This is a genomic window from Floridaenema aerugineum BLCC-F46, from assembly GCF_041929345.1.
Lineage (GTDB): Bacteria > Cyanobacteriota > Cyanobacteriia > Cyanobacteriales > Aerosakkonemataceae > Floridanema > Floridanema aerugineum.
This window is the reverse complement of record NZ_JBHFNQ010000108.1, coordinates 53,631-78,801: the sequence shown is the minus strand read 5'-3', so window position 1 is coordinate 78,801 and position 25,171 is coordinate 53,631. Positions and strand designations below refer to the sequence as shown.

Below are 25,171 nucleotides of genomic sequence, written 5' to 3'. Positions count from 1 at the left end.
ATTTGAGATCGGGGGAAGTTGCATTTATTATTGATAAATCAAAGAGCAGATAACAAAGTATGATAATCAAATCGATCGATCGCTGGACGAGCAAAGCTGCGGGAAGAGTTCCTTTAAGGACTGTATTAATAGTTCCTTTTGTGTTGCAAATTCTCGGAACAGTAGGAATAGTAGGATATCTTTCTTTCAGAAATAGTCAACGAGCAGTAAATGATTTAGCTAGTCAATTAATGAATGAGGTTGGCGATCGAGTTAAGCAAAATCTCCAAGTTTACGTAGAAACTCCGCATATTATCAATAAAAATAAGCTCAATATGATTAAAATGGGCTACTTGAATATGACAGAAATGGATGCGTGGGAAAAGTTCCTTTGGCATCAAGTTCAATTATATCCTTACATTAATTTTACTGCTGTAGCTAATGCGAAAGGAGAATATCGTTCTGGGGAAAGAATGTCTAATGGTGATTTAATGATGAATATAGCAGGAACTAAGGTTAATAATGATTTCATTTCTTATCATACTAATGAATTGGGCGATCGGACTTCTGTTGCGGCAATGACTAAGGGAGATTTTGATCCCCGCACTTGGTTTTGGTATCAAAACGCAGTCAAAGCAGGTAAACCAACATGGAGTGATGTTTTTATTTCTATTTTAGAACCAACCTTACTAATTAGTGGCACTGAACCAGTTTACAACCCCCAAGGAAATGAATTACAAGGAGTAGTACATACTGCTTTACGTTTAGATCATGTTGGCGACTTTCTGAATAGTTTAAAAATTGGTAAAACTGGACAAGCATTTATTATCGAAAGAAATGGCACACTCCTAGCAACTTCTACCGCAGAAAAACCTTTTCGGATTGAGCCAGACAAAACTAGAAAATTAATCAGAGCCGAAGATAGCAGTAACCTATTAACTAAAGCAACGGCTCAATATTTATTCAGCAATTTGCAAAAATCAAACCAAATCCAATTGCCTCAACAAGTAAACTTTATTGTCAATGGTAAGCAGCAATTCGTAAAAATTTTGCCCTTTCAAGATGGAAATGGTTTAGATTGGTTGATTGTGGTAGTCGTTCCCGAAGCAGATTTTACGGAACGAATTGATGCTAATAACCGCATGACAATTATGTTATGTTTAGCAGCTTTAGGATTAGCCATAATTACTGGGATTTTAACTGCTCGTTGGGTGACTAAACCAATTTTGCGCTTAAATACAGCAGCTAAAGATATTGCTAAAGGTGATTGGGAAAAAACCATAGAAGTAAAACGTTCTGATGAATTAGGGGAATTAGCTAAATCTTTTAATTCAATGGCAGAACAACTACAAGAATCATTTACAAACTTAGAACAACGAGTGGCAGAACGGACAACAGAATTAGTTAAAGCGAAAGAAGCAGCTGAAGTGGCGAATCAAGCAAAAAGTACATTTCTGGCTAATATGAGTCATGAGTTAAGGACACCTTTAAATGCAATTTTAGGATTTTCCCAAATTATCAGTCGCCAGAAAACTTTGACCCCAGAACAAAGAGAAAACATTGGTATTATTATGCGGAGTGGAGAGCATTTATTAACTCTAATTAATAATATCTTAGACTTATCTAAAATTGAAGCAGGACGAACCGCTTTAAACGAAAAAAGCTTCGATCTTCATCGTCTGCTTAACGATTTGGAAGATATGTTTTATCTAAAGGCTGACGATAAAAATTTACAGTTAGTGTTTGAAGTTCATCCCAATGTACCACAGTATATTTGTACTGATGAAGTCAAGTTACGGCAAATTTTAATTAACTTGCTGAATAATGCACTCAAATTCACTCAAGAGGGTGGTGTGTCAGTCAGGGTGTCATTAGATAATAGTAATTGGCAATCTGTTGCACAAAAAACAACCAGTGATAACGGGGGTAAAATAAAGATTTACTTTGAAGTTGAAGATACTGGTTCTGGTATTGCACCAGAGGAATTAGAGAATTTATTTGCGGCTTTTGTGCAAACTAAAACTGGAAAAGATTCTCAAGAAGGAACGGGGTTAGGTTTAGTTATTAGCCAACAATTCGTGCAATTAATGGGTGGAAAAATCAGCGTTAATTCTGTAATCAATCAAGGGACAATTTTTAAATTTTATGTCCAAGCTCAAGTTGTTGATAGTGCAGAAGTTCCAACTTATAAGTCTAGTCGCCAAGTTATTGGTTTGGCACCAAATCAACCCTGTTATCGAATTTTAATTGTTGATGATAAAGCGTTAAATCGCCAACTTTTAGTTAAATTGTTAAATCCGCTGGGTTTTGCATTGCGGGAAGCTTGTAATGGTGAGGAAGCGATCGCCATCTGGGAAAAATGGGAACCGCATTTAATTTGGATGGATATGCGAATGCCAGTCATGGATGGCTACACTGCTACCAAGCATATTAAAGCAACCACAAAAGGTCAAGCTACCGCTATTATTGCTGTAACTGCTAGCGTTTTTGAAGAAGAAAGAACTGTGGTGTTATCCGCAGGTTGCGATGACTTTCTGCGTAAACCATTCCGGGAAGCAGAAATTTTTGAAATCATGAATCGTCATATCGGAGTACGCTATATTTATGAGGATCGGAGTGAGGATTCACCTTCATTATCAGAGGTTACTAATCATGTACTGACAGCCAATGATTTAGAGAATATACCTAAGCCATTACTCGCCAATTTAAAGCAAGCAATAATTAGTATTGATCTAGATTCGGCTATCAGTATAATTGCAGAAATTTCTCAGTATAATCCCAGTGTAGCAAGCTCAATCAAGCATTATATGGAAAATTTCGAGTATGAAAAAATCTTGGATGTATTAACAGCAGGTTAAGGAGAAATATAAGTAACGATGAATCATGAATTAAACAAACCGTATCAGGCTAACATTTTAGTTGTTGATGACACTCCAGCTAATCTGCGTCTTTTAGTAGGAATGTTAACCGAAAAAGGTTATAAAGTTCGTCCGGTTATGGATGGTGAACTAGCATTAACAGGCGCTAAAGCTATGCCTCCAGACTTGATTTTACTGGATATTAATATGCCGAAAATGAACGGCTATGAAGTCTGTCAAAAATTAAAAGAAGATGAATTAACAAGGGAAATACCAGTAATATTTATTAGTGCTTTAGATGATGCGTTAGATAAAGTACAAGCCTTTCAAGTTGGGGGAATAGATTATGTCACTAAACCATTTCAAGTAGAAGAAGTTTTAGCCAGAGTTGAAACCCATTTAGCAATTCGTGAATTGCAAAAAAGTCTGACCATTAAAAATCACGATTTAGAAGTAATTGTCCAACAACTACGAAATACTCAGGAACAGTTAATTCAATCAGAAAAAATGGCGGCTTTAGGACAACTTGTGGCGGGAATAGCACATGAAATTAATACTCCTTTGGGTGCCATCCGTTCATCAGTAGAAAATATTGCTGATTTTTTGAAAGAAAACTTGTTGAAATTCCCCGATTTTTTCCACTCTTTAACGCCGGAATTTCAGCAATATTTCTTAGAGTTATTACAAAGATCGAGTCAGCAAAGAACTAGTTTATCTAGTAAAGAGAAGCGCCAATTAAAAAAATTTTTGATCCGAGAATTAGAAACAGAGGAAATTAGCAACGCTGATACTATTGCCGATACTTTAGTTGATTTAGGGATTTACGATCGCATCTCACCCCTAGTTCCTCTCCTAAAAGATGAAAATGGAGCGCAAATATTAGAAAAAGCTTACCAAGTCGGGAGTATTCAAAAAAGTACAGATACAATTAGAACAGCGACTGAAAAAGCCGCCAAGGTTGTATTTGCTTTAAAAAATTACGCTCGTTACGATCATTCAGGAGAAAAAGTGCGATCGCAAATTACCGAAGGCATAGAAACAGTTTTAACTCTTTATAATAACCAGCTAAAACAGGGCATAGAAGTCACCAGAAACTATGAATCTAATTTACCATCTTTGCTATGTTACCCCGATGAATTAAACCAAGTGTGGACAAATTTAATTCATAACGCAATTCAAGCAATGGACTACAAAGGTTCTTTAACTATTAGCGTCACTCATCAAGGTGATAGCTTAGTAGTTAGTATAACTGATAGTGGCAAGGGAATTGCTCCCGAAGTAATGCCAAGGATCTTTGAACCATTTTTCACTACTAAACCACCCGGAGAAGGTAGCGGTTTAGGATTGGACATTGTGCAAAAAATAGTTCAAAAGCATGAGGGAAAAATTTTAGTAGAAAGTGTGCCAGGAAAAACCACTTTCACTGTAAATTTACCATTCAATACTAACGACTAAACCAAAATTAAGGAGCAAATAATAATGTCTAAACCAGCAATTTTGTGTGTTGATGATGAAGCAGTAGTATTAAACAGCTTAAAAATTCAACTAAAAAAAGAATTTGGCGATGCTTATACTTATGAAGTAGCCGAAAGTGCCGATGAAGCCTTAGAAATTATCGAAGAATTACAATCAGAAGAAACGGATATTTTAGTGATTGTTTCTGATTGGTTAATGCCAGGGATTAAAGGCGATGAATTTTTGATTCGTGTGCATGATAAATATCCCAACATCATTAAAGTTATGCTGACTGGACAAGCTGATGAAACAGCTATTCAACGTGCTAAAGAAAAAGCAGCATTACACAATTGCTTACACAAACCTTGGAGTAGTGATGAATTAATTGACACTATTAAATCTGGTTTGAAACGAGTATAAGCTGAGTTAGTAAAAAATTATTTGGATAGTTTCAAAAAATCAGATAAATAAAGCAAATTTATAAATGGGAGCAACTATGAAAAAACCGCTCGTCCTCTGTGTTGATGATGAAGCAACGATCCGAGATAGTTTAAAAATAGAACTCAAGGCAATATTAGGCAATGATTATTTGATTGAAACTGCGGAAAATGGCGCTGAGGCTTTAGAGTTAATTGCAGAATTATCAGCAGATAACTATCACATTCCTTTGGTTATTTGTGATTATATCATGCCCGATATAAAAGGAGATGAATTATTAAAGCAGATTCATCAACTAATTCCTAAAACTCTCAAGATTATGCTCACTGGTCAAGCAGATTTGGAAGCAGTGGGAAATGCTATTAAATATGCTCGATTGTATCGTTATATCGCTAAACCTTGGCAAAGCGAAGATTTAAAACTAACTGTTAAAGAAGCCGTACATAGCTACTTTTTAGAACAACAGCTGGCAGAGCAAAATGCTCAACTCCAGCGGATGAATCAAAAGTTAGAAAGTATTGTCGAAGAACGTACAGCAGCATTGCGTCTTTCTGAGGAAAAGTTTGCCAAAGCTTTTCGCTCCTCTCCAAATCCAATTACTATTACCAGACTCAGTGATGGTCGTCATATTGAAGTAAATGATGCTTTTTGCCAAATGATTGGTTACAGCAACAAAGATATCATAGGTAGTACGGCGCTCGACTTAAATTTATGGGTGAATTTATCCGATCGCGTCCGCTTGTTTCAGTTGTTAACTGGTAACAGCAGAATTCGCAACTTTGAATTTGATTTTCGCACCAAAGATGGAGATATTAAAACTGCATTACTAGCAGCAGAAATCATCGAAATAAGTGGGGAAACTTGCGTAATTTCTGTTAGCCAAGATATTACCGATCGCAAACAAGCCGAATTAGCATTACAACAAGCAAAAGAAGCAGCCGATCGAGCGAACCGTGCTAAAAGCGAATTTCTCTCCAATATGAGTCATGAATTACGGACTCCGTTGAACGCGATTTTAGGCTTTACTCAATTATTATTGCGCGATTTATCTTTAAAACCTCAGCAACAAGAACAATTAGGAATTATTAACCGCAGTGGAGAACATTTACTTCAACTAATCAACAATATTTTACAAATGTCTAAAATTGAAGTGGGACGGGTAACAGTAGATAAAAATACTTTTGACCTGTATCACCTGTTAAAGAGCCTAGATGAAATGTTGGAACTACAGGCTAAGAAAAAAGGCTTACAATTAATTTTTGATGGCGCTCCAAATCTGCCTCAATATATAGAAACTGATGAAGGTAAATTGCGACAAGTGTTAATTAACCTTCTGGCAAACGCGATTAAATTTACTGCCGAAGGTGGGGTAACATTGCGAGTCAAATTGGCAGATGAAACTGGAAATAAAGAAAATGAGCATTCACTAAATTATTTATTTTTTGAAGTTGAAGATACAGGAGCCGGAATTTCTTTGCCAGAAATCGAGAATTTGTTTAAACCATTCATGCAAACTGAAACTGGGCGGCGATCGCAAGAAGGAACTGGTTTAGGTTTACCAATAAGCCGCCAATTTGTTCAACTTATGGGAGGAGACATTACTGTTAGCAGCATCTTGGGTAAAGGTACTATTTTTAAATTTCATATTGCCATTAATATTGTCGAGCAAAGTCAGATCCAAACTACTCAAGAAACCCGTAGAGTAGTAGCAATAGAACCTGGACAACCTGAGTATCGTATCCTCGTAGTTGACGATCGCTTAGAAAGCCGTCTTTTATTAGTAAAACTATTAGCATCCCTTGGCTTTGCTGTGCAGGAAGCAGAAAATGGTCAGCGAGCGGTGGAATTATGGTCAACTTGGGAACCGCACTTAATTTGGATGGATATGCGAATGCCTGTAATGGATGGTTATGAAGCTACTAAATACATCAAAACTCATTTAAAAGGTCAAGCAACCGTAATAATTGCTTTAACAGCAAGTGCTTTTGAAGAAGAACGTTCTGTTATCCTATCAGTAGGCTGCGATGATTTTGTCGCTAAACCATTTCGCGAACAGGTAATTTTAGAAAAAATGGCTCAATATTTAGGGGTGCGTTATATTTATGAGCAACCAATTTCATCATTAAATAGTGAAGAAAACCAGGCCGCAGGTTTTTCATTAATTGGGCAAGAAAGTTCAAATGGAAACATAGGTTCATCACATAATCTTGAGCCTTTCTGTTTACAAGTAATGCCTCCCGAATGGATTAATGAGCTATATCAGGCGGCTGATTCTGTGGATAATGAACAAATTTTTCTCTTGCTGCAACAAGTACCCCCAGAATCTGCCCATATTAGTCGATTAATTGCTGATTTAGCTCACAATTTCCGTTGTGATAAAATCATCGATTTAATCGAAGAACAAAGAAAGTAATTCAGCAAAATTAACAAGTTAATATTTGGTTGGCAACTAACAATTTAAAACTAATGGATAGCAATAACAACTTTCATAAAGGAAATATTTTGATTGTTGACGATACGCCAGAAAACCTACAAGTTCTCTCAGCAACTTTAACCGATTCTGGATATAAAGTTCGGGGAGTAATTAATGGAAAAATGGCAATAAGAGCAGCGCGATCGGCCCAACCAGACCTAATTTTACTTGATATTAGAATGCCAGATATGAATGGCTATCAAGTGTGCGAACAACTTAAAATTGATTCTTCAACTTGGGAAATACCCGTAATTTTTATTAGTGCTTCTGATGAAGTATTAGATAAAGTTAAAGCTTTTCAAGTTGGGGGTGTAGATTATGTCACCAAGCCATTTCAAGTAGAAGAAGTTTTAGCCAGAGTTGAACATCAACTAACAATTCGTAGATTACAAAAACAACTAATTGCCCAAAATCAGCAATTACAAGAAGAAATAGTTGAACGCAAAAAGGCAGAAGAAGCCGCCGCCGCCGCTTCTAAAGCTAAAACTGAGTTTCTTGCTAATATGAGTCATGAGTTGCGTACTCCCCTGAATGCAATTTTAGGTTTCGCTCAAGTAATGATGCGCGATAGTATGCTGAGTAGCGATCAGGCAGAAAACCTGAGAATTATTAATCGTAGTGGTACACATTTATTGGAATTGATTAATGATGTTTTGGAATTATCCAAAATAGAATCAGGAGTGGTTTCAATCGATGAAAACAGCTTTGATTTTTATAGGCTTTTAGATGGTTTGGAAGAAATGTTTCAAATCAAAGCTGAAAGAAAGAAATTAAAAATGATCTTAATAATACCACCAGAAATTCCTCAATATATTAGAACTGATGAGAAGAAATTACGCAGCTGTTTAATTAACTTGCTCAGTAATGCTATTAAATTTACCCAATCTGGAAGTATTACTCTGCGCGTCAATTTAGTTAGTGAGAATGAGTCTAGGTTAAATCATCAATCATGCAGGCTTGAGTTTGAAATTGAAGATACTGGAGTAGGCATTGCCCCAGAAGAAATTGATAGGTTATTTGATGCTTTTATTCAAACAGAATCGGGAAGAAAAAGTGCTGAAGGAACAGGTTTAGGTTTAACAATTACTCGCAAATTTGTGCAATTATTAGGGGGAAATATTACTGTTAGTAGTGTTTTAGGCAAAGGAACAATTTTTAAATTTGATATTAAAGTTTCGCTGGCGAATGCTGGGGAAATTATGCCGCAAACAAGGCAAAGAGTAATTGGATTAGAGAAAGAACAAACACCTTGTCGAATTTTAGTGGTTGATGATAATAGAGAGAACCGTTTGTTGTTAGTTAAATTACTACAACCGATCGGTTTTGAAGTGCAAGAAGCAGAAAATGGTCAACAAGCAATTAGCCTGTGGTCAAGTTGGCAACCGCACTTAATTTGGATGGATACACGAATGCCTGTGATGAATGGTTTACAAGCTACTAAAGCTATTAGAAGCAAAGAAAACCAAAGGAGAAAAATCGAGACGCAACTAGAAATGGGCGATCGCCAATTCTCCATCTTTGATACTTTATTTTGTGTACCTCATACAATAATTATTGCTTTAACTGCTAGTGCTTTTGAAGAAAAACAAGAAGATTTTTTAGCAATTGGTTGTGATGATTTTGTCCGCAAACCGTTTCAAGAAGAAGTAATCTTTGCCAAGATTTCAGAATACTTAGGAATCCTATATGTTTATGAAGATTTACCTCAAATAAATAACGTTTTTTATCGCAAGCGTTATTCTGTTAACCAAAGATCGGATTCATTCTTTTTACCCTTACTGGCTAAAGTACCTCAAAATTGGATAGTGCAGTTGCATCAAGCAGCTAATGAACTTAACGAAGAGTTAATTTTTCAGCTAATTGAGCAATTGCCAGTTGAGTCTGCTACCCTCGCCGATGCTTTAAGGGATTTGCTTAATGATTTTAGGCTTGACATAATAGTTCGTATAACAAACTCAGCTATAAAGTAGTTTAAAGGTATGTTGCCATCAGAAAATAAGTATAACCACAGAAAAACTGAAAATGCCAAGACAAAAATCTTAATAGTTGACGATCAACCTAGTAACCTAAGATTCTTGTCAGATGTTCTCAATCAAAAAGGATACAGCGTTAAAAGAGCTATTTCAGGAGAATTGGCTTTAAAATATGCGATCGCCTCTCCACCAGACTTAATACTTTTAGATATCATGATGCCAGAGATTAATGGCTATGAAGTCTGTCGGAAACTTAAAGAAAATTACCAAACTAAAGATGTACCAGTAATTTTCTTAAGTGTATTAGACCAAGTTTCTGAAAAAGTTAAAGCGTTTCGCGTTGGTGGCACAGATTATATTACTAAACCATTTCAAGTAGAAGAAGTATTAGCTCGCATCGAAAATCAACTTACTATTAAAAACTTACAAAAACAACTCCAAACACAAAATCAACATCTCCAAGAAACCCAATCTCTTATAGCTAGTATATTAAACAGTTCTTTAGATGGAATAACTGCCTTAGCTTCTGTCCGCGATTCTCAAGGAAATATTATAGATTTCAAATATATTTTACTAAATAAAGCCGCCGAAAAAATTAAGCATTGTCCAGGGGATTATTTGGTAGGAAAATACCTATTAAAAGAATTTCCTGGTCATCAAGAAAGCGGACTGTTTGAGGCTTATGTAAAAGTAGTAGAAACAGGCGAAACTCTGAATATAAAAATTTATTATAACCACGAAAATATCCAAAGCTGGTTGCAAATTACTGCTGTTAAATTAGCTGATGGTTTAGCTATAACTTTCCGCGATATTACCTCAGAAAAACAAGCACAAGAAGCACTCAGAGAAAGCGAAGAGCGTTTCCGCGCCATATTTGAGCAAGCTGCGGTAGGAATGACTCAGGTATCTCTCACTGGTCAATTTCTCCGAGTCAACAAACAGTTTTGTCAAATTAGTGGATATCCAGAACCCGAATTATTACAACTGTGTTGGCAAGACTGGACTCTGGCAGAAGAAATACCTCGATGCTTAAATTATATAAATCAACTTTTAGCAGGAAAAATTCACAATTATTCGGGAGAAAAACGTTTAATTCGCAAAGATGGTCAAATAAAGTGGGTAAATATTAGTACTTCATTAGTGCGAGATTGCCAAGGAAATCCTCAGTATTTTATCGGGATAATTGAAGATATTTCCCAACGCAAAGAAATAGAAGAAGCATTGCAAAAAAGTCAACGTTGGTTGCAAGCAATAACAGATGCTAATCCAAATCTTTTGTATATTTATACCTTACCTGAAATCAGCAGTATTTACACTAACGCAGAAGTAGTGAGAATACTTGGTTATACACCAGAAGAATTACAACATTTACAAAGCAAAGATTGGTTGAATCTGATTCACCCAGACGATCGCCAAATGATGCGAGAACGGTTTACCAAACTGGAAACAATTAAAGATGGGGAAGCCATTGATTTTGAGTACCGGATTCGCCACAAAAACAACCAATGGCGTTGGCTATTTAGTCGAGAAATTGTCTTCAGTAGAACCCCCGATGGTAAGCCGGAACAAATTCTTGGTGCAGCCACCGATATTAGCGATCGCAAAACCACAGAAGCAGCCTTAAAGCAAAGCGAAGCTAGATTCCAAAAATTAGCAGACAACGTACCAGGAATAATTTATGAAATCATTCAAAACCCGGATGGAACTTTTAATTTAACTTATATTAGTTCGGCTTGCCGAGAAATTTACGAATTAGAACCAGAGCAAATTCAAAATAATTTAGAATTAGCTTGCAATAAAATTCATCCCGACGATCGCAAAATTCACGATCAAACCATCCAACTTTGTACCCAAACCTTAGAACCTTGGCGCTGGGAAGGTAGAATAGTTACCTCATCAGGAATTAAATGGATAGAAGCAGCTGCTAAACCAGAAAGTCACCCAAACGGAGATATTATTTGGCATGGTTTAATGTTTGACATTACCGATCGCAAACTCTCCTCTTCCAAACTCAGAGAATCACAAAAAAGGCTATCATTCTTTGTTCAGCAAACCCCCGTAGCCATCATTGAATGGAATAAAAACTTTGAAATAGTCGCCTGGAATCCAGCAGCAGAAGCGATTTTTGGATATCAAGCCGAAGAAATTAAAAACCTTAATGCGATCGAATTATTAGTACCGCCAGAGCAACGGGAAAATGTTAGTGATTTTTTAGAAAAATTAATGCAAGAAGGTAGCGAAAAAACTAACATTAATGAAAATCTAACTAAAGATGGTAAACGAATCATTTGCCAATGGTATAACACAGTTTTAGTAGACAACCACAGTCAAGTAATTGGTGGTGCAGCAATGGCAATTGATATCACAGAACGCCAGCAATCAGAAGCCGCCTTACGAGAAAGTGCCGAACGTTCTAAAGCGATCGCCAAAGCCATCGAAAGAATCCGCCAAACCTTAAACTTAGAAACAATATTTAAAGCCACCACCTCAGAACTAAGGCAAGTTCTTAACTGCGATCGTGTCGCCATTTACCGCTTTAACCCTGACTGGAGTGGAGAATTTGTTGCTGAATCTGTAACTAGTAATTCGGTTTCTTTAATCACATCAAATCAAGGAAAACCCGACATGATGACTAATTCATTAGAATCCGATAGATGCGTTATCAAAACCTGGGATACTCCCGAAGATATCATCAAAGACACCTACTTACAAGATACCCAAGGCGGCGCTTACACTCGTGGTGCTAGCTATCTAGCAGTAGCAGATATATATCAAGCCAACTTTCCTCAATGCTACATCAATCTTTTAGAACAATTTCAAGCTAAAGCTTATCTCACCGTACCTATTTTTCGTGGCAATAAACTTTGGGGATTACTCGCCAACTATCAAAGTTCTAGCCCTCGACAATGGCAAGAAGCAGAAATTGACATAGTAGTACAAATTGGTACCCAACTAGCAGTTGCCTTACAGCAAGCAGAATTATTGGAACAAACCCAAAGACAATCATTAGAATTAAGAAAAGCCAAAGAAGCCGCCGACGCTGCTAACAAAGCCAAAAGCCAATTCCTCGCTAAAATGAGCCACGAATTGCGTACTCCTTTAAATGCCATCCTGGGATTTAGTCAACTCCTGGCTCGTTCTCCTTCACTCTCTTTAGAACAGCAAGAATACATAGAAATTATTAATCGCAGCGGCGAACACTTGCTCGATTTAATCAACGATATTTTATCGATGGCAAAAATTGAAGCCGGAAAAGTTACCTTAAACGAAAATCCTTTTAACCTCCATGAATTGCTCAATTCAATTGAGGAACTGCTGCGACTCAAAGCAAATGCCAAAGGTTTACGACTACTATTTGAAATTGCTCCCCAAGTACCGCAATATATCCAAACAGATGAAAGTAAATTACGACAAGTTCTCCTGAACCTACTAGGCAACGCCATCAAATTTACCCACACTGGCATTGTCAAATTGCAAGTTCTTTTAGACGAAACAGAAACTACTCATCACTCTTCTTCTACCCCGCAAACTAAAATAGTCTTCATAGTCCAAGATACAGGCCCAGGAATTGCACCAAACGAACTTTCATATTTATTTCAACCCTTCGTCCAAACCCAAACAGGTCGCCAGACAGGACAAGGAACAGGTTTAGGTTTACCCATTAGTCAACAATTCATCAAATTAATGGGAGGAGACATAACAGTTTGCAGCCAACTTAGTCAAGGAACTACTTTCACCTTCCACATTTTTGCTCATGTAGTTTCACATCTTGAGCAAAATACCATCTCTTCCACAAAGCAAATTATTGGTTTAGAACCCAATCAACCCATCTACCGTATCCTCATAGTTGAAGATCTTAAAGAAAATCGACAATTAGTAGTAAAATTACTCACACCTTTGGGATTTGAAATCCGCGAAGCAGAAAACGGTCAACAAGCAATTACCTTATGGGAAAATTGGCACCCCCATTTAATTTGGATGGATATGCAAATGCCAATCATGGACGGCTATGAAGCCACTAAATACATTAAATCTCAATCCCAAGGTCATGATACCGTAATAATTGCTCTCACTGCTAGCGCCTTCCAAGAGCAACAATCAGATATCTTAAAAGCCGGATGTGACGACTTTCTACCCAAACCTTTTCGGGAAGAAATGTTATTGGAAAAAATGGCTAAACATTTAGGATTGCGTTATCTTTATCAAGCAGATTCATCATCTACTACCGCTATTCATCCACTACCAGCAAAAATCATTAACCCCAATCACTTACGCATCATGCCAAAAGAATGGTTAACAAAACTACACAAAGCAGCACTCGCTATCAACGACCAAGAAGTAACTCAACTGATTCAAAAAATACCTGCAACTCAGTCCGAGCTAATTCAGGGTCTAGTAGAATTAGTGGATAACTTTCGGATGGATATAATTATCGAACTAAGCAGAGAATGCCCTGATGAGTAAATCAAAATCAACAGAGTATAAAGCAGATATCTTAATTGTTGATGACACCCCGGACAACTTACGGCTTTTGTCCAATATGCTCATGTCCCAAGGTTATCAAGTAAGAAAAGCAATCAATGGTCAGTTAGCTTTAAAAGGAGTGGAAGTAAGCCAACCAGACCTGATATTGCTAGATATAAATATGCCAGAAATCAACGGTTATGAAGTTTGCAAACAACTGAAATCTGGAGAAAAAACTCGTCATATTCCTGTGATTTTTATTAGTGCTTTAGATGAAACTTTAGATAAAGTCAAAGCTTTTCAAGTCGGAGGAGTAGACTATATTACTAAGCCTTTTCAAGTGGAAGAAGTATTAGCTCGGGTTGAAAATCAATTAACTATTCATCAACTGCAAAAGCAACTTTATCAGCAAAATGCTCAACTACAGTTAGAAATTTTTGAAAAACAAAAAGTGGAAGAAGAAATTAGATTTTTATTTACGACTACTCAACTAATTAGTAAGTCAGGAGATTTTAATGATGCTTTAAAAGTTACACTTAAACAACTTTGCCTTGCCATAAATTGGGATTTGGGAGAAGCTTGGGTTCCTAATAATAAAATTAGTAAATTAGAATATAGTACTGGTTGGTTTACTAGTGAAAAAAGCCTGGAAAAGTTTATAGAAAAAAGTAAGTCTTTAACATTAGCTCCCAATCATGGATTACCGGGAAGAATTTGGACTTCCCAAAAAATTGAGTGGGTAGAAGATATTTCAGCGGAAAATAAACCAAACTTTATTAGACAAAAAGATGCTGGAGAAGTTGGGTTAAAAACAGCTTTTGGTATTCCCATTTTAGCTAATGACCAAGTTTTGACTATTCTGGTTTTTTATAAAAAACAATTAAGCCAACCGGAACAAAGGTTGGTTGATTTGGTTAATACTGTAGCTACCCAATTAGCTTCCCTAATTCAGCTAAAAAGAACCGAAGCAGCTTTAGTGAAAGCTAATCAAGAACTAGAGCGACTTGCTACTCAAGATGGTTTAACAGGAGTTGCTAATCGTCGTTTATTTGATGAATATTTAGGGATAGAATGGTTACAGATGTATCGGGAACAATTACCCTTATCTTTAATTTTATGTGATGTAGATTTTTTCAAACTTTACAACGATACTTATGGACATCTTGTAGGAGACTTTTGTTTACAGCAAGTAGCAGCAACAATTAATAATTGTATTAAACGTCCAACAGACTTAGTAGCCAGATATGGAGGTGAAGAATTTGCCGTGATTTTGCCCAACACTGATGCTAAGGGTGCGCTAAAAGTAGCAGAATCAATTAGACAGAAAGTTCAAGCTCTTAAAATTACCCATACGACCTCTAGTGTCAGCGAATTTGTTACCCTAAGTTTAGGAGTTACCACTGTTATTCCTAATCCAGAAATTAATCCCGACATTTTAATTGCCATAACTGATAAAGCACTCTATGCGGCTAAACAGCAAGGAAGAAATCGGATTGTTTTAGAAAATTTAGTTGAAAAAAGTTAAAGAAAGTTTTCCGATCAGGGGCAGATTTAGGTGAATAGTTAATACTCCCCACTTAGTAACTTAAGAATAAGCGATCGCTTCTGATGAATCAGCAACAAGAACCACAATCAATTCCAGAAACAACAGCTAATATCCTGATCGTTGATGATACCCCGGATAACTTACGACTGTTATCTACTATGCTGGCTGGGCAAGGGTATTATGTGCGAAAAGCAATTAACGGACAAATAGCTTTAAAAGCAGCCGAAATGTCTCCCCCAGATTTAATTTTACTGGATGTGAATATGCCGTTGATGAACGGTTATGAAGTATGTCTTGCTTTAAAAGCCAATCCGAAAAGTTCTAAAATACCTGTGATTTTTATTAGTGCTTTGGATCAGGTAATAGATAAAATTAAAGCCTTTGAAGTAGGAGGAGTGGATTATATTACTAAACCATTTCAACTAGAAGAAGTTTTGGCAAGAATTAACAATCAATTAAATCAAAAGAAATTATCAGAACAACTAGAATATAAAAATCAGCAGTTACAAGCGGAAATTAGCGATCGCAAAAAAGCCGAAGTCAAAATCCGTCTCTTACTAGCAGCAACTCAAGCCATTAGTCGCGCCGAAAACTTTGACAGTGCGATCGAAGTAATTTTACATTTAATCTGCAAAACAATTGGCTGGGATTTTGGCGAAGCTTGGATTCCTAATGAACATCGCCAAGTCTTAGAATGTTCTCCCGCTTGGTATGCTAGTGAACCAAGTTTAGAAATATTTAGACAAAAAAGCCTCAATTTTACATTTCCTTACAACGTCGGATTACCTGGAAGAATTCGCATACATCGACAGCCAGAATGGATCGAAGATCTTAGATCTGAATCAATTTCAACTTTTTCCCGCCAAGAAATTGTTGTTGCTGCCGGATTAAATTGTTGTTTTGGCGTTCCGATTGTACTTGCCAATGAAGTATTAGCAATTTTAGTTTTCTTCAAGAAAACTCCCACCAAAATCGAACCAAATTTACTAGAACTAGTTAATGCTGTGGCTACACAATTAGGTTCACTAATTCAACGTAAACGTGCAGAAGAAGCCTTAAGATTAGCTGAACAAAGATATCACAGCATTGTCGAAAACGCAGTAGATGGAATTTTTCAAACTACACCTTCAGGACGTTATCTCAGCGCTAATCCTGCTTTAGCGAAAATTTACGGTTATGATTCGCCAGCGGAATTAATCTCTGTTTTGAGTGATATTTCCCATCAACTTTATCTCGATCCCGATCGCCGCCAAGAGTTTGTTTCTAAAATGGAAAAAGATCATGCTGTTTATGGGTTTGAATCATTAATTCGGCGTAAAGATGGCAAAGTAATTTGGATTAGTGAAAATGCACGGGCAGTGCGCGATTCCACAGGAAACTTGCTCTACTATGAAGGTACGGTTTCTGATATTACAGTGCGTAAAGTCGCGCAAGAAGCTCTACGTTACCAACAAGAACAAGCCGAAAAACTATTGCTCAATATCCTTCCCGAACCGATTGCCCAGAGATTAAAAATAGAACAAAATACGATCGCTGATAGCTTTGAAAATGTCACAGTTTTATTTGCAGACTTAGTAGGTTTCACCGAATTGTCAGCTAACACATCTCCTCAGCAACTAGTAGAAAACTTAAATATAGTATTCTCAGAATTTGATCTCTTAGCCGAACAGTATGGTTTAGAAAAAATTAAAACCATTGGTGATGCTTACATGGCTGTTGCTGGATTACCTACTTCTCGGCCCGATCATGCAGAAGCCGCAGCTGAAATGGCATTAGGAATGCTAATAAAAATTGCCGAATTTAATAGCAAAACTGGTACAAGTTTTAGCCTCAGAATTGGCATGAATACAGGCCCAGTTGTAGCTGGTGTAATAGGAATTAAAAAATTTAGTTACGATTTATGGGGTGATACAGTTAACACGGCTAGCCGCATGGAATCTCAAGGTATTCCTGGTACTATTCAAGTTAGTAATACTACATACCAATTGTTAAAAGGTAAGTACAAGTTAACTAAGCGGGGTTCTATCCCTATTAAAGGTAAAGGAGAAATGGTAACTTATCTGCTCACAGGTAAAAAGTAAAATTAGCGCCGAGAATCTGTTGGTTGCCAAATTTCAGCTAGCAATTGTTTATCTACTAAATTTGTTTGTGCTGTTGTTGTCTTTCTTGCCGATAAAACTTGCCAATCTGTCTGAGCAATACCTGATGAATGTGCTGGTAAAAGAAAATGTATCGCGAAAGTAACTGTGGCTGCTAATAAAAGTCTTTCTAACATCTCTAACTCCCCCCAAGAGTGGTTAAAAGACCGCTCTAATGCTGATAGTAATACTATCTGTTCTTTCAGGGTTAGATTGAGTGATTCAACTCGCTAAAAAAGTGTGACTCTTTTCAAAGAATTAAGTGATTGAAGTCACACTTAGGTAGTAAGCTGAGCAATTAAGAGAACAGGAAATAAAAGACAACAAGAAGAAAAATTATTTGTTCTTTGTTCCCTCAGTAACACTACTTATAAGAGTCCAGACTGAAGGGCTAAACCTGCTAAACCTTGAAGCAGGCCCAGCAGATTGAGGCCAAAATTAGGACGGCGCTCTTTGGGGTTATTAAGTTGTTCAATTCCGGCAATTACCTGTTCTGCTGCTTTAGCACCATCTTGATTACCTTGAGCAGTGAAGAGTTCAGCTGCTTTTTTGGTATCAGCGAGTGCGGCTAGGCGATCGCCCTGATTAAACTGTACCATCCCCCTACCTAAGTAAGCATTGGCATAATCAGGTTTCATCACCAAAGCTTGATTAAGCAGTTCCAGCGCCCTTTGGTGATTATCTCTCTCAGCTTCTGCCATTCCCCAACGATAAAAATCTTCGGCACCACCCGTATAATTTGGTAGTCCAACGGCACCCAGCAAATTAGCATTCACTAAATTTGTCCCGACTAAATTTGCCTGAGATAAATAAGCACCTCTTAAATCCGCCGCAGTGAGATTAGCACCGCTAAGGTTAGCACCTGTAAGATTAGCACCATGCAGACTGGCACCCATCAGGTTAGCACCCCTGAGATCGGCACCCATCAAGTTAGCACGGCTGAGATTTGCCCGACTTAAATCAGCACCAGTCAAATCGGCACCTACTAGATTAGCCATTACTAATCCAGCGTCAGTTAAATCGCATTGAGAACATTTTCTGGTGGCAAGTAGCTGTCTGGTATGTTCAGGATTAGCCGCAAGTACGGGATTTGCCAGAGTAAATGTGGTTAGTAAAGTGGCGCTAGCTATGGGCGTGAATTTCATAAGCTTATCGATCGCGACGTTATGGGATCTTTTTTGCATAACAGAATTTTGCTCAATCAAGGCGATTAACACAAGTCTTTGCCCCAAGTAAATTTAGCTTTTTCCGGCGAAACGCGCCTTTGTGTAGAGGATTTATTGAACGTGCGTAAAACCCCATCCCCTTGTGGGTGGGGATGAAAGCGCGGTTAAAGGAGGGGGTTCGATACCCCCTCCTTTAACAATTAGCGTTGTTTTTGGGAATCAATATATCGCTTAACAGCTTCAGAAGAAGCGCCACCAACAGAAGAATAAAAAGTGCTATAACTCCACATACCAGAACCCCAAAAACGGCGTTTTTTCAAATCTTTAAAAGTCTGGAAAAGATGCACCGCAGAAATAGATTTCATAGTCTTAGCAATTTCTACTGGGGCAGTGGTGTGGTCTGTCTGAACAAAAATATGAACATGATCGGGCATTATCTCTAGTGCATGGATTATCCATTCGTACTGTTTACAAATTTCGCCAATAATCCGCTTTAGCTCTACCTCAATAGCACCTTCAAGTACTTGATGACGGTACTTTGGGCAGAATATAATGTGATAGCCTAAGCAGTGCTTGGCGTGTGATGAAGACAATATTTGCATAATTTGGTGTGTGTTGACAAGACATATAAACTTTGATCCCATATTTTCGTCACAAACGTTTAACGCAATGAAAAGGACTGTTAGCATCCCAGTTAATTTACCAAGCGATAGATTTTTGCCGCTAATGAATCAGTGTGCAGAAATATTTAATGCTCATATTGACTGGTCATTAGCTAACAAAACTTATAACAAAAACAAGGCACACAAGGATTTGTATCGCTCATTGAGAGAGCAATTTCATGAAGTGCCTTCTGCTTTGGTGCAAACTGTTAGAGATAACGCATTAGAGGCTGTTAAAGCTACTAAGTTTAAGCGCACTCCCAGGAAGAAACCCACGTCAGGATTAAGATATGACAAACGAACAATGACATTAAGAGGTAAACAATTAACTCTTAGTTGCATTGGGAAGCGAGTCAGTTTAATTCTTGATATCCCAGAATATTTTCAAGAAGTGTTTGAAACTTGGGATTTCTGCGGTGCAACTGTTACCTACACTAAACACACTAAGCAGTTTTGGGTACGTTTAGTTTTTGAAACAGCAAGTCCACAACATATTAATGGAAAAACTCAAGGAATTGACCGAGGTTTGTACCATCAAGCTGTTACTTCTGATAGTCAATTCTTTAGTTCTTCTAAGATTAGAGAAGTGCAAAGACGTTACTTATACAATCGTCGTCAACTCCAGCAAAAAGGCACTCGCAGTGCTAAACGTCGATTAAAATCGATGTCTGGTCGTGAGAAGCGGTTCATGCGGGACACGAATCATTGTATAAGTAAAAAGTTAGCTAACCAGCCAAATGTGACAGTTTTTGTGCTTGAAGATTTGTCTAGTATTCGGACACAAAATCGAGGCAAAAAAGTAAATAAATGGTTGGGTAGTTGGCCTTTCTATCAGCAGGAACAATTTTTAACTTACAAATCTATTGCATTGGGTAAAAAAGTAGTTCATGTCGCTCCTAGTTATACTTCCCAAAAGTGCAATATTTGTAAGCATATAAAAAAAACAAATCGGCATAAGTCTAGGTTCCACTGCAAAAATTGTGGACACAAAACTCATGCCGATTTGAACGCCGCTTGGAACATTCGCGACGATTATTTTCTCTCCTCTACCCAAGGGACCGAGGAGCAGGGCTCAGTCAATAACCCTTATGTTTCAGCCAGTTTTTCTGGTTAGTTACAAGCCCCATCCCCTCGTGCGTGGGGCGGTTGACTATGTTACACCTAATTATAAAAGAGATAAATTTATGCACCAATTACTTACCGGAAGGTTAAAGCTAGAAAAATTAACAGTGCCGATCGCTAATTTACCCCAATCCTGGCAAGGGATTAAAATCGTCCAACTTTCGGATTTTCACTATGATGGTATCCGCTTGTCAGACAATTTGCTAAACGAAGCGATCGCGAAGAGTAATCAAATTCAACCCGATTTAGTATTTCTCACAGGCGACTATGTTACCAGCGATCCTGCCCCAATTCATAAGTTAGTACTCCGACTTAAACATTTAACAACTCGCTTTGGTATCTACGCCGTTTTAGGCAACCACGATCTTTATCATTCCCACTCAAAAACTACCATTATTCGAGCTTTAGCTAGTATTGATATTCAGGTTCTTTGGAATCAAATTGTTTATCCTCTCGGCTCGGAATTAGCCATAGTCGGATTTGCCGATCTCCGTTCTCATCAATTTAACCCAGGCGCAGTCATGCCGCAAATCGATTCTAAAATTCCTCGCATTGTCTTATCTCATAATCCCGATACTGCGGAGCAATTACAATCTTGGCGCGTCGATTTACAATTGTCTGGTCATACTCATGGCGGTCAAGTTATTATCCCTAAAATCGGCCCACTTCCCGGACTATTACCAGAAATCTATCGTTTCGTCCCTCAACCTTTGCGGCAAAATTTGCCTTACGCCAGGAAAAAATGCTACAAAGTTTTTCAACATTGGGAATGGTCACAAGGCTTACACCAAGTAGGAAAAAATTTGCTTTATGTCAATCGAGGTTTAGGAACTTACTTACCTGGGCGATTGTTTTGTCGCCCAGAAATTAGTGTAATTCAGTTAGTTGCTCAGGATTGATTTTGGTGACAAACTCTGTTCGATTTTGGGCGATCGATTTTCCACAATTCCTCAGTTTTTCACCTCAAGCGTTGCCAGACACTCGGTTTTTAGCCGGATATTACGCCTAAACAACTGGAAACCCGCCTCGCTAAGGAAAATACTGGTAGCTCAAGGCGGGTTATTGGGATTACAAACAGTCGAATTAAATGAACCGACTGATAACGAACAGTTTCCAAAAAGAAAGAAATTTAACTCCAAAACATGGACTATACTCGCAACAGGCCGGACGCTCGCTTTGCATCACCTCCGATCATTAGACACTTGCCGATCGATTTGCGTTCTTAACAAGAACAAGCAAGTACTACAAGACTGAACGCAAATATAACTTTCAAAAATGAAACATTATTCCGGTTATCTGCTGCACTAGGCATCGAGCAGGAAGGCACAGGCTCGAAACCAAACCAAGATGTGAAAATTGAATGAAGATCTACTTGATTTGTGCCTTATTTAATAAATTAGCATCTGTTTCTCAGTAATGAGTGACAACTTTACTAAACTTTAAAGAGCTTTATTTCTTGAAACACTCTCTAACGCTTTTTAACAGAATGATTGAGTCTTACTCCTGTTAGTAAATTCAAAGTAAAAAACCCCTCAAATTTGAGGGGTTTGGTTGCAGATTCGGAGAATTGTACTTTTATTGTCCAGCCGGACTGCTATCACCAGGCACAATCAGTAGGGTGCTCTACTACGCTAAAACCCTAATTCTTTCAATCAATTTAATGTCTGACGCACCCTACAATTCGATTCAAATGTGACACGCAGCTTTAGTCCTGGTACTTTTATTGTCCAGCCGGACTGCTATCACCAGTAGCAGAGGGAGAAGCATTATCACCAGATGTTGTAGTGTTAGTTTGATCTCCAACATTAGAATTAGTATTACCTCTGACTCCCGGAGATGGAGAACCTTGAATAGAAGGTAATTCTTGAGTTGAAGTTGCAGGCGATGAATTGTTAGACGATCGCTCAGTTGTATTAGGAGACTGCTGCTGTCCAGTCGTCGGTGGAACAGTGATATTAACGTTTGGTGTTGGTTGTGGCGCAGGTGCAGGCTGTTCGATATTAATATTTGGTGCAGGTGTAGTTGTAGTTGGTGTTTGTCCTTGGGGAACAGGAACTACCCGCACTTCAGGATTCCTTTCAATTACTCTTTCTCTTTGAATAATTGTTCTTTCTGGTTGTGGAGAAGGTACAACTACAGGCGCAGGTGCAGGCTCAGGTGTAACTACAGGTTCTTGATTTTGCCGATTCCATAAATAGTAAGCTAACGCCGGAATAGCAAGCAAAGAACTCAAAACAATTCCTAATATCAAACCACGAGCCGCATTATTATTATCGCGGGCTACTTGGCGATTTTCGTTATAGCGACGTTCAGCAACTCGACCATGAACATAACCATCTCTGTACTCTTCGGGCGGTATCGTGTTAATAGTTTCGGTGTTTCTTGGTACTTCCCTGTAATTGTTTCCCTGAGAGTCGGGATTAACTTCACGATTGTATGATGTGCGTTTATCGTTGTCGTTATACATGATTTTTACCAGAACTCATTAAAATCTTTTTCATTTTGAGAATAGCCCTTGTTTTGGAGAGTCTGGCTCTATCGCAAGTGAGGATCGTCTTTCTATCAAAAGATAGTCTTCTTTAGATATAGGAGTTAAGGATTAGGAAGAAAAACATATTGTCTAGAGGTTTCATGACATGAATTGTAGAGAGGTTTCATCACATGAATTGTAGAGACGTTTCATGAAACGTCTCTACAGTTTTTTAGAAACGTCTCTACAGTTTTCTAGAAGTTAGGGTAAAATTGCTTGCCAGGTAGCAGCACCAACAATTCCATCAGGTTTTAGTCCATATTTTTCCTGTGTAGCGATAACCGCAGCTTGGGTATCTTTGCCAAAAATTCCGTCTACAGAACCTTGAAAAAATCCGATCGCTTGCAATCGTTTTTGTAACCAAAATACTTCGGGACTTCGCATTCCAATTTTCAGGGTTGGTAAATCGGCAACTATTGATTCTGAATTTTCTGTGTTGGGATTTTCTGTGTTGCTATTATCAGTTGGAGACTCTTGTTTAGTAGATTGATTTGCCGAAGATGTTATTATGTTTCTGGGATTAGATCTGTTAGCTAATCGAGAGTTATTAGCTGAGGGTGGTGTTACGGGAAATAGTTTTTGCCAAGTTTCTCGATCGACAATTCCATTAGGATTTAAGCCAGCCGCTTGCTGAAATTGGCTAACTGCGATCGCAACACTCCGATTATAAACTCCGTCAACTTCACCTTTATAAAATCCCAAAAGTTGTAAAGCTGCTTGCAATTCCGAGACGGCAACCCCAGTACTACCACTTTCTAAAACCGGACGATCGACAATTAACCCTGTTGTAGGTTGTGCATTTCTCTGTATAGATTCTACTTTTTCCTGTGCGATCGCTGCTGAATGAGGATACCAAATCAACAGAGAAACAGGAAATAAAAACACCGAAATCCTAGCCAGTCTTAACATCTGCAATTTTCACTCCTCAATGCTGATGAAAGCTATTTTGGGGGTTAATTTTCCCAAGTAGATTCTATCAGTCCTGCTACCGCAGATTCCGGGCCAACTAGAGAAATGTAAGGTTCAACAAAATATCGATTTGCCACTTCCTGAATTTCTTCAGTAGTCACAACTGCAACTGCTTTGGGAAAAACGCGATCGAATCCCACACCCAAACCTAAAGTTTCATACCATCCAAAAACTTGAGCAATTTGAGCATTAGTTTGTTTACCCAAAGCATATTGACCTAAAAGTTTATTTTTTGCTGCTTGCAATTCATCCGGCTTCAGTGGAATTTTACACAAACGTTCTACTTCTGTCCTTAAACTATATAAAGCTACTTCCGTATTTTCCGGCGCAGTTCCCATATAAACCGCAAACTGAGAAGCATCTAAACGAGTCGGATAAAAAGCGGAAACTTCGTAAGCTAAACCGCGTTTTTCGCGCAATTCTACAAACAAACGACTGGAAAGACCATTTCCTAAATAAGTATTAATTAACTTCAAAGCTGCATAATCAGGACTAGTCACAGATGGAGTTAAATAACCCAACATTACAATTGATTGTTTGGTTGGAATTGGTGTAATTCTGGGGTGAGGAAAAGCCAGAAGTTCGGGTAATTCTACACTAGGAATTGCTGTATCCGGTATTTCCCAATCACCGAATACTTTTTCTATTTGGTTAACTACTTCTTCTGGAGTAATCCGACCGACAACACAAATTATGGTATTATCTGGACGAAAATAAGTATGATGAAAACTATCTAATTCACCTCGACCCAAATTAGCGACAGTTTCTACTGTTCCCAAAGTCGATAAAGCATAAGGATGGTCTTGGTACATTGCTTGTCGCAGTTGTTCAAAAGCCACCGTAAAAGGCTGTTCTTGTTGCGATTTAATTGCTTGCAAAGTCATGCGCCGTTCTAATTCTACTTCAGCTTGGGGGAAAGTAGGCGATCGCAACAAATCCCCTGCCAACTCCAACATTTCGGGAAAATCAGCCGAAACTGTCTTCATGCTGAGTAAAAAATAATCCGTCGTTGTATCTGCGCCTAAACTCGCACCCAAAGATTCCACCCGTTCGGCAATTTCAGCAGCACATAATTGCTCAGTTCCTTTCGTAATTACTGATGATAATAAATGAGATAAACCTGCTTGATATCTGGGCTCACAACGACTACCAGCTTTTATGAAAATGCGCGTCGCAATTATATCTGCTGCTGGATTTTCTAGTGCCAGTACCACCATACCATTATTAGTTACTATTCGCTGCATTGTTCGCTCTGGTAACGAGGAACTGCTGACACTTGGATTAAAAGAATCTTCCATTGTAACTTCGGGATTCATTAGCTAATTATAAAAAATTGTAATTGAGCAATTTCAGAAAAACATTTCCCCGGAAAACACAGGGAAGGTCTATTGGCTACTG

The 25,171-nt window shown here is 38.0% G+C and carries 16 protein-coding genes; 10 read left to right on the top strand and 6 right to left on the bottom strand.

The annotated features are described in order from the left end of the window. Window positions 1-59: 59 nt before the first annotated feature. The 8 genes from ACE1CC_RS14220 (at window position 60) to ACE1CC_RS14185 (ending at window position 17,267) form a co-directional block, all read left to right on the top strand. The gene (locus ACE1CC_RS14220) at window positions 60-2,837 is read left to right on the top strand and encodes an ATP-binding protein (RefSeq protein WP_413271088.1); all 2,778 of its coding nucleotides are present in this window, start codon (window positions 60-62) and stop codon (window positions 2,835-2,837) included. Between the two features lie 18 nt (window positions 2,838-2,855). Beyond that, entirely contained in the window at window positions 2,856-4,292 is a 1,437-nt protein-coding gene (locus ACE1CC_RS14215; protein ID WP_413271087.1) for a sensor histidine kinase, read from the top strand. Window positions 4,293-4,316: 24 nt separating this feature from the next. After that, window positions 4,317-4,712 carry a response regulator gene (locus tag ACE1CC_RS14210; protein ID WP_413271086.1) on the top strand — a complete coding sequence of 132 codons (396 nt, stop codon included), beginning with the start codon at window positions 4,317-4,319 and terminating at the stop codon, window positions 4,710-4,712. Between the two features lie 76 nt (window positions 4,713-4,788). Continuing rightward, window positions 4,789-7,143, top strand: a complete 2,355-nt coding sequence (locus ACE1CC_RS14205) for a response regulator (RefSeq protein WP_413271085.1) — start codon at window positions 4,789-4,791, stop codon at window positions 7,141-7,143. Window positions 7,144-7,196: 53 nt separating this feature from the next. Continuing rightward, window positions 7,197-9,173 carry a response regulator gene (locus ACE1CC_RS14200; RefSeq protein ID WP_413271084.1) on the top strand — a complete coding sequence of 659 codons (1,977 nt, stop codon included), beginning with the start codon at window positions 7,197-7,199 and terminating at the stop codon, window positions 9,171-9,173. Window positions 9,174-9,182: 9 nt separating this feature from the next. After that, on the top strand, window positions 9,183-13,640 hold the full coding sequence (locus tag ACE1CC_RS14195) for a PAS domain S-box protein (protein WP_413271083.1): 4,458 nt from the start codon (window positions 9,183-9,185) through the stop codon (window positions 13,638-13,640). After that, window positions 13,633-15,165: a diguanylate cyclase domain-containing protein gene (locus ACE1CC_RS14190; RefSeq protein ID WP_413271082.1), complete on the top strand. Its 1,533-nt coding sequence runs from the start codon at window positions 13,633-13,635 to the stop codon at window positions 15,163-15,165. Before ACE1CC_RS14195 ends, ACE1CC_RS14190 begins: the two co-directional genes overlap by 8 nt. 83 nt (window positions 15,166-15,248) lie before the next feature. Then, window positions 15,249-17,267 carry an adenylate/guanylate cyclase domain-containing protein gene (locus tag ACE1CC_RS14185; RefSeq protein ID WP_413271081.1) on the top strand — a complete coding sequence of 673 codons (2,019 nt, stop codon included), beginning with the start codon at window positions 15,249-15,251 and terminating at the stop codon, window positions 17,265-17,267. A 2-nt stretch (window positions 17,268-17,269) separates the two neighbouring features. Here the strand turns inward: ACE1CC_RS14185 and ACE1CC_RS14180 are convergent, their stop codons facing one another. The 3 genes from ACE1CC_RS14180 to tnpA form a co-directional block, all read right to left on the bottom strand. Then, the gene (locus ACE1CC_RS14180; RefSeq protein ID WP_413271080.1) at window positions 17,270-17,461 is read right to left on the bottom strand and encodes a hypothetical protein; all 192 of its coding nucleotides are present in this window, start codon (window positions 17,459-17,461) and stop codon (window positions 17,270-17,272) included. A gap of 231 nt (window positions 17,462-17,692) precedes the next feature. Further along, entirely contained in the window at window positions 17,693-18,508 is an 816-nt protein-coding gene (locus ACE1CC_RS14175; RefSeq protein WP_413271079.1) for a pentapeptide repeat-containing protein, read from the bottom strand. A 182-nt stretch (window positions 18,509-18,690) separates the two neighbouring features. Beyond that, a complete protein-coding gene (gene tnpA / locus ACE1CC_RS14170) occupies window positions 18,691-19,092 on the bottom strand; it encodes an IS200/IS605 family transposase (RefSeq protein ID WP_459563844.1) in 402 nt (133 codons plus the stop codon). A 67-nt stretch (window positions 19,093-19,159) separates the two neighbouring features. Here tnpA and ACE1CC_RS14165 point away from each other — a divergent pair, with 67 nt between their 5' ends. Together ACE1CC_RS14165 and ACE1CC_RS14160 are read left to right on the top strand one after the other, a co-directional pair. Continuing rightward, on the top strand, window positions 19,160-20,266 hold the full coding sequence (locus ACE1CC_RS14165; protein WP_413271077.1) for an RNA-guided endonuclease InsQ/TnpB family protein: 1,107 nt from the start codon (window positions 19,160-19,162) through the stop codon (window positions 20,264-20,266). 70 nt (window positions 20,267-20,336) lie between these two features. Continuing rightward, window positions 20,337-21,173: a metallophosphoesterase gene (locus tag ACE1CC_RS14160; protein ID WP_413271076.1), complete on the top strand. Its 837-nt coding sequence runs from the start codon at window positions 20,337-20,339 to the stop codon at window positions 21,171-21,173. Window positions 21,174-21,994: 821 nt separating this feature from the next. Here the strand turns inward: ACE1CC_RS14160 and ACE1CC_RS14155 are convergent. From ACE1CC_RS14155 to ACE1CC_RS14145, 3 genes are all read right to left on the bottom strand, one after another. After that, window positions 21,995-22,741 carry a hypothetical protein gene (locus ACE1CC_RS14155; protein WP_413271075.1) on the bottom strand — a complete coding sequence of 249 codons (747 nt, stop codon included), beginning with the start codon at window positions 22,739-22,741 and terminating at the stop codon, window positions 21,995-21,997. Window positions 22,742-23,005: 264 nt separating this feature from the next. Continuing rightward, window positions 23,006-23,713 (bottom strand): peptidoglycan-binding domain-containing protein, encoded by a 708-nt coding sequence (locus ACE1CC_RS14150; protein WP_413271074.1) that lies wholly within the window; start codon window positions 23,711-23,713, stop codon window positions 23,006-23,008. A gap of 44 nt (window positions 23,714-23,757) precedes the next feature. Then, window positions 23,758-25,017 carry a M16 family metallopeptidase gene (locus ACE1CC_RS14145; protein WP_459563848.1) on the bottom strand — a complete coding sequence of 420 codons (1,260 nt, stop codon included), beginning with the start codon at window positions 25,015-25,017 and terminating at the stop codon, window positions 23,758-23,760. Window positions 25,018-25,171 lie beyond the last annotated feature (154 nt).